Source organism: Mitsuaria sp. RG (assembly GCF_028369275.1).
Taxonomy (GTDB): domain Bacteria; phylum Pseudomonadota; class Gammaproteobacteria; order Pseudomonadales; family Pseudomonadaceae; genus Aquipseudomonas; species Aquipseudomonas peradeniyensis.
The window spans coordinates 202,880-213,464 of the sequence record NZ_JAQMYQ010000003.1 but is presented as its reverse complement, the minus strand read 5'-3'; the positions used below and the strand labels follow the sequence as shown (position 1 = coordinate 213,464).

Sequence of the window (10,585 nt, the reverse complement as noted above, 5' to 3'; positions counted from 1 at the left end):
CCCCCCCCCCCCCCCCCCCCCCCCCCCCCCCCCCCCCCCCCCGCGAAGGGGTTGACCCGATCCCTCTTACATCCTGCAACGCTCTATCCCACGGTACGCCCGGCATCCTCTGCCATACTCCTCGCGTACACAGTTTGAAATAGTCGCCCGGTTGAATAGCCGCGCCCTCCCCCTTATATACCCCGCAGTACGCAACGAACTTATCCGTCAGGAGAACGTAACAACCATGATGCGCATTCTGTTGTTTGTAGCCACCAACCTCGCGGTGGTGCTGGTTGCAAGCATTACCCTGAGCCTGTTCGGCTTCAACGGGTTCATGGCGGCCAACGGGGTTGACCTCAACCTCGGCCAGCTGCTGGTCTTCTGCGCCGTGTTCGGTTTCGCTGGCTCGCTCGTCTCCCTGTTCATCTCCAAGTGGATGGCGAAGATGACCACCGGCACCCAGATCATCACCCAGCCCCGCACCCGTCACGAACAGTGGCTGCTGCAGACCGTCGAGGAACTGTCCCGCGAGGCCGGCATCAAGATGCCCGAGGTGGGTATCTTCCCGGCCTACGAGGCCAACGCCTTCGCCACCGGCTGGAACCGCAACGACGCGCTGGTCGCCGTCTCCCAGGGCCTGCTGGAGCGCTTCTCGCCCGATGAGGTGCGTGCGGTGCTGGCCCACGAGATCGGCCACGTGGCCAATGGCGACATGGTCACCATGGCGCTGGTGCAGGGCGTGGTGAACACCTTCGTGATGTTCTTCGCCCGCATCATCGGCAACTTCGTCGACCGGGTGATCTTCAAGAACGAAGAAGGCCACGGCATTGCCTACTTCATCGCGACCATCGTCGCCGAGCTGGTCCTGGGCATCCTCGCCAGCATCATCGTCATGTGGTACTCGCGTCGCCGCGAGTTCCGCGCCGACGAAGCCGGCGCCCACCTGGCCGGTACCGGCGCGATGATCGGCGCGCTGCAGCGCCTGCGCTCCGAACAAGGCCTGCCGGTGCACATGCCCGACACCATGAAGGCCTTCGGCATCAATGGCGGCCTCAAGCATGGCCTGGCCGGCCTGCTGATGAGCCACCCGCCGCTGGAAGACCGCATCGACGCGCTGCGCCGTCGCGGTTGATCCAGGCAGCAACAAGAAAGGGCGACTTCGGTCGCCCTTTTTCATTGCCAGTACCGACCACATCGCGGGGCAAGCCCGCTCCCACGCCTGCACCAAACGGGCTGGCGTGGGAGCGGGCTTGCCCCGCGATGGCTTCAACGCCGAACGCTGTAGACTCGCTCAACCAAACTTTCGACACCAGCTTTGAGAAACTTCGGACTCTCGTCGAGAATCTCCCGCGCCTCGACCTCCTCGACCCACCACCCGGAAAACCCTGCCCGCACTTCGGCGTCCGGCACCGAAAACGGCGGCCCGTCGATCAATCCCTGGTCGTAATCCAGGGTCACCAACAGCCCGCGACAGGCCGCCGGCAACTGCTCACCCAACAACGCCATGTAGCGCTCGCGCATCGCCAGCGGCAAGGCGATCAGCGCCGCCCGGTCATATACCCCCGCGCAGTCCGCCAGATCCTCGGCACGCAGGGCAAACACATCCCCGCACCACAGCTCCACCTCGTCGCTGCGCCACACCTCGAAGGCACCGTGCCGGACAATCTGCGCCACCAGGCCATGTTCGGTGAAGAAGTCCGCCACCGCCCTGCGCGACAGCTCCACCCCCAGCACCCGATAACCCTGGGCGGCCAGCCAGAGCAGGTCCAGGCTCTTGCCACACAGCGGCACCAACACTCGCGCGCCCGGGGCCAGCCCCAAGGTCGGCCAGTGCGCCTGCAGGTACGGGTTCACCTGGGATTGGTGAAAGCCGATCTGGTTGTCCGCCCACCGCTTGTGCCAGAACGCTGGCTCCATGATTCCTCCCGGTTTTTCGATAAAAGCCTGTGAAAACTTATATTGGATCTCGATCGAAGGCTGATCGAAGATGGCAGCATCTTACCTGCCAGGACCCCGCCATGCTGCCCAGCCTGTTTATCTCCCACGGATCGCCCATGCTCGCCCTGCAACCCGGTGCCAGTGGCCCGGCCCTGGCCGCGCTGGCCCGTGCCCTGCCCCGGCCGAAGGCGATCGTGGTGGTGTCGGCGCACTGGGAAAGCCGCGAGCTGCTGGTGATGGGCAACGCTCAGCCGCAGACCTGGCATGACTTCCATGGTTTTCCGCCGGCGCTGTATGCCGTGCAATACCCCGCGCCCGGCGCGCCGGAACTGGCCCAGCGGATCGCCGAGCGCCTGGGCGCGCAGCTGGACTCGCAGCGGCCCTTCGACCATGGTGCCTGGGTGCCGCTTTCACTGATGTATCCCGAGGCGGATATTCCGGTGGTTCAGGTGTCGCTGCCCAGCCAGGCCGGCCCTGATCTGCAACTGAAGGTTGGCCGGGCGCTGTCGGCACTGCGCGAGGAAGGCATCCTGCTGGTCGGCTCGGGCAGCATCACCCACAACCTGGGCGAGCTGGACTGGCATGCCGGGCCGGACGCGGTCGAGCCCTGGGCGCTGGCGTTTCGTGACTGGGTGGTGGAGCGGTTGAACGCTGGGGATGAGGCGGCGCTGGTGGATTATCGACGGCAGGCGCCGTTTGCGCTGCGTAACCATCCCAGTGATGAGCATCTTTTGCCGTTGTTCTTCGCCATGGGGGCTGGTGGGCGGTGTGGGGTCGTGCACCAGGGGTTTACGCTGGGGGCGCTGGGGATGGATATCTATCGGTTCGACTGACGGGCCTCTTCGCGGGTAAACCCGCTCCCACAGGTACAGCGCGATACCTGTGGGAGCGGGTTTACCCGCGAAGAGGCCGGGACAGGCAAAAAAAAATCCCCGACCAAAAGGCCGGGGATTTTTTATTGCAGCGCCAGGATCAGTCTTCGCGGTAACGGCGCAGCTTCAGCTGCTTGCCGGCCACGCGGGTGTCCTTGAGCTTGGTCAGCAGGCGCTCGAGACCGTCTTCCGGCAGCTCGACCAGGCTGAAGCTGTCACGCACCTGGATACGACCGATGGCGTCACGCGCCAGGCCACCCTCGTTGAGGATCGCGCCCAGCAGGTTCTTGGCGGCGATGCCGTCACGGGCACCCAGGGCGGTACGGCAACGCACGCGGCCTTCGGCCAGCGGCATCGGCGCGCGGCGCTCGCGGTCACCACGGTCCGGACGCTCGCCACGCTCGGTACGCTCAGTGCGCTCACGCGGGCTGTAGGTCGGTACCAGCGGCTGCTCGCGCTCCACCGAAGCCAGGTCCAGCGCCTGACCGTTGGTGGCCTTGCGCAGCAGGGCCGAGGCCAGGGCACGGGCACTGCAACCCAGGTCGGCGGTCAGGCGGTCGAACAGCTCGCCGTGGCTGGCCTCGGATTCGGCCACCAGCGGCGCCAGGCTCTTGGTCAGCTTCTTGATGCGCGCATCCAGCACGGCTTGCGGGTTAGGCAGGCGGGCTTCGGCGACTTTCTGACCGGTGACACGCTCGATCACCTGCAGCATGCGGCGCTCACGCGGGGTGACCAGCAGCAGCGCGCGGCCATCGCGACCGGCACGGCCGGTACGGCCGATACGGTGCACGTAGGACTCCGGATCGTACGGCATGTCGACGTTGAACACGTGGGTGATGCGCGGTACGTCCAGACCACGGGCAGCGACGTCGGTGGCGACGACGATGTCCAGGCGACCGTCCTTGAGCGAGTCGATCACGCGCTCACGCTGGTTCTGGGCGATGTCGCCGTTCAGCGCGGCAGCCTTGTAGCCTTTGGCTTCCAGGGCGGCGGCCAGGTCCAGGGTGGCCTGCTTGGTACGCACGAAGGCGATCAGCGCGTCGAACTCTTCCACTTCCAGCAGGCGCAGCACGGCCGGGATCTTCTGGTCGGCGTGGACCATCAGGTGGGCCTGCTCGATCGCGGTCACGGTCTGGGTCTTGCTCTGGATCTTGACGTGCTTCGGCTCGCGCAGGTGGCGCTCGGCGATGGCACGGATCGAGGCCGGCAGGGTGGCGGAGAACAGCACGGTCTGGCGGGTGGCAGGGATGGCGTCGAAGATCACTTCGAGGTCATCCATGAAGCCCAGCTTGAGCATCTCGTCGGCTTCGTCGAGTACCAGGTACTGGACGGTGGACAGGACTTTCTCGTCGCGGCGCAGGTGGTCGCACAGGCGGCCCGGGGTGGCGACGACGATCTGTGCGCCATTGCGAATGGCACGCAGCTGTGGGCCCATCGGGGCACCACCGTACACGGCCACCACGTTAACGCCCGGCATCTGCTTGGCGTAGGTTTCGAAAGCGGTGGCTACTTGCAGCGCCAACTCACGGGTTGGCGCCAGGATCAGGGCTTGCGGTTCGCGCTTGCTCACGTCGATCTTGTTGAGGATCGGCAGGGCGAAGGCAGCGGTCTTGCCGGTGCCAGTCTGCGCCTGGCCGATCATGTCGTGACCGGCGAGGATGATCGGGATCGACTGTTGCTGGATGGCCGACGGCTCTTCATAGCCGGTGGCCAGGACGGCAGCAACGATGTTCGGATTGAGTTCGAGAGCGGCGAATCCGCCGGTTTCCTGGGTCATGGGTCTGCCTCTAGGTGCATCCGCAAAGACCCATGCTCCAAAGCTGCACATGCCTTGAAAGACCAGTCGGTCACCCAGGCAGCTTTGGCGGCGGGGATTTGCGAAAACGATTGAAATAGGAACGTCTTGGGAAGGTCCGCCTAGCGGACGCGCAGCCGAAGCTGGATTCGGAGGATTTGCACCACCTGATTTTGAGGTCCGCTAAAAGACCGGCGCGTACTATACCCGAAATAGCCGTGAATTGTGAGAAATATTTCGAAGATCAAGGGCCATATTGGATCCAGGCTGAATCGTTTCCCTGTAGGAGCGGCCTTGTGCCGCGAATGGGCCGCAATGCGGCCCCAGGATGTGTGCCTACCTCAAGATCGCCGGGGCCGCTGTGCGGCCCTTTCGCGGCACAAGGCCGCTCCTACAGGGGGCGCACACTCGGATCAGGTCGCCGGGCGGATTTCCTTGATCAGGTATTCCAGCGAATAGCCCAGGCGCGGCGCCAAGGCTGCAGCCCGGGCCCGCACGGCATCGATATCCAGCGTCTGCTCCAGGTCCGCCGGCACCAGCACGATCACGTTGCCCTCCTTCACCGGCAACTCCCAGTAATGGCGGTGGTACAAACCACGCAACAAGGCTGCGCCCAGCGGCTTGCCGTCGTCCCCGGCCCACTGGTTGATCACCAGCCAGCCATCGGGGTTCAGCTGCTTCTGGCAGTTCTCCAGGAAGCCCCAGGCCAGGTGGCCGACACCGGGACCATAGTCGGTATAAAGGTCGACGAACAGCAGGTCGGCCTTCTCCGCGCTGGGCAAAAGCTCGAGGGCGTCGCCCACCCGCACATACAGCCGCGGGTCGTCGTCCAGGCCCATGTACTCCATGGCCAGGCGCGGCACGTCGGGGCGCAGCTCGATGGCCTCGACATCCTCCAGCGGCAGGAACTTCAGGCACGCCTGGGTCAGGGTGCCGGCGCCAAGGCCGAGGAACAGCGCGCTCTCCGGCTGCCCGTGGCACAGCGCGCCGACCAGCATGGCGCGGGTGTAGTCGTACTCCAGCCAGCTTGGGTCGGCGGTGAAGGTGCAGCTCTGCTCGATGGCGTCGCCGAACTCGAGGAAGCGATAGTCATCCACCTCGTACACGCTGATGACGCCAAAGGCGTCCTCGACCCGTGCCAGCAGCCGCTCTTCCCGCTCCGTCGCCATCCTTACCACCTGCCCGCGCAAAACGTGCATTGTCCGCCAATGCCGGTGGTGCAACAAGCACACCCGGGCGTACCATGGCTGGCAGGCCTTAACGACACTTATGGATAGAGCTTGCGATGACCCGACAATGGACCCCTGACAGCTGGCGCGCCCTGCCGATCCAGCAGCAACCGATCTACCCCGACGCCGCGCACCTGCTGAAGGTGGAGCAGACCCTGGCCAGCTACCCGCCACTGGTGTTTGCCGGCGAGGCACGCGAGCTGCGCCGGCAGTTCGCCGAAGTGACCCAGGGCCGGGCGTTCCTGCTGCAGGGCGGCGACTGCGCCGAGAGCTTCGCCGAATTCTCCGCGGCGAAGATCCGCGACACCTTCAAGGTGCTGCTGCAGATGGCCATTGTCATGACCTTCGCCGCCGGCTGCCCGGTGGTCAAGGTCGGGCGCATGGCCGGCCAGTTCGCCAAGCCGCGCTCGGCCAATGACGAGACCATCGGCGACATCACCCTGCCCGCCTACCGTGGCGACATCGTCAACGGCATCGGTTTCGACGAAAAGAGCCGCGTTCCCGACCCCGAGCGCCTGCTGCAGGCCTACCACCAGGCCACCGCCAGCCTCAACCTGCTGCGCGCCTTCGCCCAGGGCGGCTTCGCCGACCTGCACCAGGTGCACAAGTGGAACCTGGACTTCATCGCCAACTCGGCGCTGGCCGACAAGTACCACCAGTTGGCCAACCGCATCGACGAGACCCTGGCCTTCATGCGCGCCTGCGGCCTGGACACCGCGCCGCAACTGCGCGAGACCAGCTTCTTCACCGCCCACGAAGCGTTGCTGCTCAACTACGAGGAAGCCTTCGTGCGCAGCGACAGCCTGACCGGCGACTACTACGACTGCTCGGCGCACATGCTGTGGATCGGCGACCGCACCCGCCAGCTCGACGGCGCCCATGTCGAGTTCCTGCGCGGCGTGCACAACCCGATCGGGGTCAAGGTCGGCCCGAGCATGAACCCCGAGGAGCTGATCCGCCTGATCGATGTGCTCAACCCGGACAACGACCCGGGCCGCCTGAACCTGATCGTGCGCATGGGCGCCGGCAAGGTCGGCGACCACCTGCCGGGGCTGATCCGCACCGTGCAGCGCGAAGGGCGCCAGGTGCTGTGGAGCTCCGACCCGATGCACGGCAACACCATCAAGGCCAGCAGCGGCTACAAGACCCGCGATTTCGCGCAGATCCTCGATGAGGTCAAGCAGTTCTTCCAGGTGCACCAGGCCGAGGGCAGCCACGCTGGCGGCATTCATATCGAGATGACCGGGCAGAACGTCACCGAGTGCATCGGCGGCGCCCGGCCGATCACCGAAGATGCCCTGTCAGACCGCTACCACACCCACTGCGACCCGCGGATGAACGCCGATCAGTCGCTGGAGCTGGCGTTCCTGATCGCCGAAACCCTCAAGCAGGTACGCCGCTGAGCAATGCCTGACGCAGCCGGCTGCCCTCGGCGCGGGGGCAGTTGAGCTGCACCTGCGCCAGGCCCAGCCAGTTGGCCAGCTGCCGCAGGCTGAGCGCCAGCGCCTGGTAGCCCGCCTCGTCCAGCCCCAACGCCTCTTCGTGCACCGCATGCACCGCCAGGCGCCCGTGGGCGCGCTCGGCACGCAGGTCCAGGCGGGCGGCGATGCGCCCGTCGTGCAGGAATGGCAGCACGTAGTAGCCGTACACCCGCTTATGCGCCGGCGTGTAGATCTCCAGGCGGTAGCGGAAATCGAACAGGCGCTCGGTACGCTCGCGCGCCCAGACCAGCGAATCGAACGGCGAGAGCAAGGCGCTGGCTTCGATGCGCCTGGGAATCCGTGGCACCCCCGCGACATAGGCCGGTTGTTTCCAGCCCTGCACGGTGCAGGCCTGCAGGTGCCCGGCCTCGACCAATACGGCCAGGGCGGCCTTGCTCTGCTGCGGCGAGAGGCGAAAGTAGTCGCGCAGGTCCTGTTCGGTGGCCACGCCCAGGGCGCCGGCGGCATGCAGCAGCAAGCCCTGGTGCGCTTCGGCCTCGCTGGGCCGGGCCTGATCGAGGATGGCCGCCGGCAGCACCCGCTCGGGCAGGTCGTACAGACGCTCGAAACCGCGACGCCCGGCCACGGTGACCTCGCCGGCGGCGAACAGCCATTCCAGCGCGTGCTTCTCTTCGCTCCAGTCCCACCAGGGGCCGGCGCGCTCTTCGCGGGTGGACAGGCTGCCCGCGCCCAGCGCGCCCTGGTCGCGCACCGCCGCCAGCACCCGCTCGATCACCTCGCGCCGCTCGCGGCCGAACGCGGCCAGTTGCCGGTAGATGCCCTTGCCGTCGGCGGCGTGGGCCATGCGCCAGCGCATCAGCGGGTACAGCGCCAGCGGCAGCAGCGATGCTTCATGGCCCCAATACTCGAACAATCGGCGCTGGCGGCGCTGGCCCCAGGCGAGCTGGTCAAGCAGGTCGTGCGGGTAGTCGCCCAGGCGCGAAAACAGCGGCAGGTAGTGGGAGCGCACCAGGGCATTGACCGAGTCGATCTGCACCACGCCCAGGCGCTGGAACATGCGCGTGAGACTGCCAAGGGTCGGCGGGCTGCCGGGCGACTTGCCGAAGCCCTGGGCGGACAGGGCCAGACGGCGGGCCTGGTGGATAGACAGTTCGAGGGGCAATGGAGGTACCTCACAGTGGCTCTGCAACTCATTCTGTGTCTGCACCATAGCATTCGCGGGTAAACCCGCTCCCACAGGGTTAGCGTTGACCAGGGAACAACAGCGAACCTGTGGGAGCGGGTTTACCCGCGAAGAGGCTAGCAAAGCCTTCACGGCCTATTTACGCAACGGATCCTCCCAGAAATGCCGGTCGGCCTCCTGCTGGATATCCGCCCGCGACAACCCCAGGTCGTGCAGCGTGGCATCGCTCAGGCGCGCCAGTTCGTCGCGTTGGCGGTGCAGCTCGTACCAGCGCAGCAGCCGCCCGCCGGCATCGTGCAGCAGGTGGCCGAGGGTAGACCCAGGCTGGTGAGCAACGTTGAAATGACCTTTCATCTTGACGCCCTCCTTGTGGATGGCTCCAGTCTCTGCCCAGGCCTAAGATCAATCCAACGAATGTTTCTGATGTCATGCATCTCGGAGATTGATGCCATGTCCCAGTATCAGAGTCTCGACGCGGACGTGCTGCGCACCTTCGTCGCCATCGCCGAGCAAGGCGGCTTCACCCGCGCCGGCGAGGTGGTCAACCGCACCCAGTCGGCGGTGAGCATGCAGATGAAGCGCCTGGAAGAGGACATCCTGCAGCGCCAGCTGTTCGAGCGCGACGGCCGCCAGGTGCGCCTCACCGCCGAGGGCCAGGTCCTGCTGGGCTATGCCCGGCGCATCCTCAAGCTGCACGGCGAGGTGTTCAACACCCTGCGCATGCCGCACATGGTTGGCGTGGTGCGCATCGGCACCCCGGACGACTACGCCATGCGCTACCTGCCGGGCATCCTCACCCGCTTCGCCCAGGCGTACCCGTTGATCCATGTCGAGGTGCACTGCGACTCGTCCAAGCAGCTGATGCTGCGCCAGGACCTGGACCTGACCATCGTCACCCGCGAGCCGGGCAACGAGGTCGGCCAGCTGCTGCGCCAGGAACGCCTGGTGTGGGCCGCGGCCAAGGGCTTCTGCCCCCACGAGCAGCGGCCGATGCCGCTGGCGCTGTTCAACACCGACTGTTTCTGCCGCGCCTGGACCTGCAACGCCCTGGAGCGCCAGGGCATCGAATACCGCATCGCCTACACCAGCCCGAGCCTGGCGGCGATCTTCGCCATCGTGCATGCCGGCCTGGCGGTGACCGCGCAGCTACAGAGCCTGATCGGCGGCGACCTGCGCATCCTCGGCGCGGACGACGGCCTGCCGCAGTTGCACATGGCCAATGTGATGCTGCTGCGCAACGACCAGCAGCATTCGCCGATCACCGACTGCATGGCCGAGTACATCGTCGAAGGGTTCAAATAAGCATCCCGCCCGCCCCCTGTAGGAGCGGGCTTGTCCCGCGATGGGCCGCAACGCGGCCCCGGCTATCTAGAGCTCGAACCCAAGCATCACCGCACACACCACCAAAAACCCGCAGAACAGCGTGCGTAACACCCTCTCCGGCAACGCATGGGCCAGCTTCACCCCCCAGCTGATGCTCAGCAACCCACCCACAGCCAGCGGAACCCCGATGCTCCAGTCGACACTCTGGTGCAGCCCATAGGTCAGCAAGGTCACCATGGTGCTAGGCGCAGCCAACGCCAGCGATAACCCCTGGGCCACCACTTGGGTGGTGCCGAACACCGAGGTCAAGATCGGTGTGGCCACCACCGCCCCGCCCACGCCGAACAGCCCGCCCATGGTCCCGGCGAAGCTGCCCAGCACGCCCAGCCAGGGCCACGGATAACGCAGTTGGTTGCTCGGCGGCCTGACCGGCAGAAACATCCGCGCCACGTTCCAGATCGCCAGCGCCACCAGGAAACCGACGAAGTACAGGCGCATCGACTGGGCATCGATGCCCACCGCCCAGATCGACCCCAGCCAGGCGAACACAAAGCTGCACAGCGACAACGGCACCGCGTGGCGCAGCTCGATGCGGTTACGCTGGTGATAGCGCCACAGCGCCAGCAACACGTTGGGCACCACCATCACCAGGGCGGTGCCCTGGGCCAGCTGTTGGTCAAGGCCGAACAGCACGCCCAGCGCCGGAATGGCGATCAACCCGCCGCCGATGCCGAACAGCCCACCCAGGGTGCCGAGCGCGGCACCCAGCACGATATACATCACCCACTCGATCATCAGCGCCTCTTCCGCCTGCTTTCAGA

Annotated in this window: 10 protein-coding genes; 4 read left to right on the top strand and 6 right to left on the bottom strand. The window is 66.1% G+C overall.

What is annotated here, in order from left to right; genetic code table 11:
- The first annotated feature begins 226 nt into the window (after positions 1–226).
- Positions 227–1,114 carry a protease HtpX gene (htpX, locus tag POF53_RS03485; protein WP_038705666.1) on the top strand — a complete coding sequence of 296 codons (888 nt, stop codon included), beginning with the start codon at positions 227–229 and terminating at the stop codon, positions 1,112–1,114.
- 134 nt (positions 1,115–1,248) lie between these two features.
- On the opposite strand, the gene POF53_RS03480 is transcribed toward htpX, so the two are convergent.
- On the bottom strand, positions 1,249–1,899 hold the full coding sequence (locus POF53_RS03480; RefSeq protein ID WP_498966376.1) for a thiopurine S-methyltransferase: 651 nt from the start codon (positions 1,897–1,899) through the stop codon (positions 1,249–1,251).
- A gap of 101 nt (positions 1,900–2,000) precedes the next feature.
- Between POF53_RS03480 and POF53_RS03475 the strand changes: the two genes are divergently transcribed.
- Positions 2,001–2,753, top strand: a complete 753-nt coding sequence (locus POF53_RS03475; protein ID WP_232856395.1) for a DODA-type extradiol aromatic ring-opening family dioxygenase — start codon at positions 2,001–2,003, stop codon at positions 2,751–2,753.
- A 139-nt stretch (positions 2,754–2,892) separates the two neighbouring features.
- On the opposite strand, the gene POF53_RS03470 is transcribed toward POF53_RS03475, so the two are convergent.
- Entirely contained in the window at positions 2,893–4,569 is a 1,677-nt protein-coding gene (locus POF53_RS03470; protein ID WP_203647573.1) for a DEAD/DEAH box helicase, read from the bottom strand.
- A 431-nt stretch (positions 4,570–5,000) separates the two neighbouring features.
- A complete protein-coding gene (locus POF53_RS03465) occupies positions 5,001–5,756 on the bottom strand; it encodes a spermidine synthase (protein ID WP_475861131.1) in 756 nt (251 codons plus the stop codon).
- A 116-nt stretch (positions 5,757–5,872) separates the two neighbouring features.
- Here POF53_RS03465 and POF53_RS03460 point away from each other — a divergent pair, with 116 nt between their 5' ends.
- On the top strand, positions 5,873–7,219 hold the full coding sequence (locus tag POF53_RS03460; protein ID WP_028691729.1) for a class II 3-deoxy-7-phosphoheptulonate synthase: 1,347 nt from the start codon (positions 5,873–5,875) through the stop codon (positions 7,217–7,219).
- On the opposite strand, the gene POF53_RS03455 is transcribed toward POF53_RS03460, so the two are convergent.
- Together POF53_RS03455 and POF53_RS03450 are read right to left on the bottom strand one after the other, a co-directional pair.
- Positions 7,200–8,420, bottom strand: a complete 1,221-nt coding sequence (locus POF53_RS03455; protein ID WP_244670921.1) for a winged helix-turn-helix domain-containing protein — start codon at positions 8,418–8,420, stop codon at positions 7,200–7,202. The two genes, POF53_RS03460 and POF53_RS03455, sit on opposite strands and share 20 nt — an antisense overlap.
- A 156-nt stretch (positions 8,421–8,576) precedes the next feature.
- Positions 8,577–8,795, bottom strand: coding sequence for a DUF1127 domain-containing protein (locus POF53_RS03450; protein WP_028691731.1), 219 nt, complete (start codon positions 8,793–8,795; stop codon positions 8,577–8,579).
- A gap of 96 nt (positions 8,796–8,891) precedes the next feature.
- On the opposite strand from POF53_RS03450, the gene POF53_RS03445 reads away from it, so the two are divergent.
- On the top strand, positions 8,892–9,743 hold the full coding sequence (locus tag POF53_RS03445) for a LysR substrate-binding domain-containing protein (protein ID WP_028691732.1): 852 nt from the start codon (positions 8,892–8,894) through the stop codon (positions 9,741–9,743).
- Between the two features lie 66 nt (positions 9,744–9,809).
- Here POF53_RS03445 and POF53_RS03440 read toward each other — a convergent pair whose 3' ends face one another.
- Positions 9,810–10,559 (bottom strand): sulfite exporter TauE/SafE family protein, encoded by a 750-nt coding sequence (locus POF53_RS03440; RefSeq protein ID WP_203647577.1) that lies wholly within the window; start codon positions 10,557–10,559, stop codon positions 9,810–9,812.
- Between the last annotated feature and the right edge of the window lie 26 nt (positions 10,560–10,585).